Origin of the sequence: Acidovorax sp. K2F (genome assembly GCF_025246485.1) — a bacterium.
Lineage (GTDB): Bacteria > Pseudomonadota > Gammaproteobacteria > Burkholderiales > Burkholderiaceae_C > Acidovorax > Acidovorax delafieldii.
In genome coordinates, this window is sequence record NZ_JAOBSQ010000114.1 from 1 (window position 1) to 575 (window position 575).

The following is a 575-nucleotide window of genomic DNA, read 5'->3' on the forward strand; positions in this document are numbered from 1 at the left end:
GGCTACGCTGAACAAGTTGAGAGGTGGCGCGAGGTTTGCATGTATCGAGACACCAGAGACACGAAGGTGAAGATGAAACAGCAAACCCTGGCGATGGCAGCCGATCAAGGCGACGGCTACGAGCAATACCGCAAGCTCACCAAGCGGGACACATTCCTGGCGACGATGGAGCAGATCGTGCCGTGGCAGGAGTTGTGCTCGGTCATCGAACCGCACTACCCCAAGGCCGGCAACGGGCGCCCACCGATCGGACTGGAACGCATGCTGCGGATGTACTTCGTGCAGCACTGGTTCAACCTGGCTGATGAGGCCTGCGAGGAGGCTCTGCTCGACAGCACGGCGCTGCGCCGCTTTGTAGGCATTGATCTGGGGCGTGAACGTGTGCCTGACGGGACCACGCTGCTGAAGTTTCGCCGCCTGCTGGAGAAGCACAAGCTGGGCGAGGCCTTGTTTGCCAAGGTGGGGGAGGTGCTGCAGGCCCGAGGCATGAAGGTGGGCACCGGCACCATCGTGGATGCCACCATCATCGGCGCGCCCAGCTCGACCAAGAACGCCGACAAACAGCGCGACCCGGA

1 protein-coding gene is annotated in these 575 nt (G+C 62.3%); it reads left to right on the top strand.

The genetic code is table 11. The annotated features are described in order from the left end of the window. Positions 1-72: 72 nt before the first annotated feature. Positions 73-575: IS5 family transposase (locus N4G42_RS25500; RefSeq protein WP_260669185.1), on the top strand; the 503-nt coding region annotated here is incomplete at its 3' end.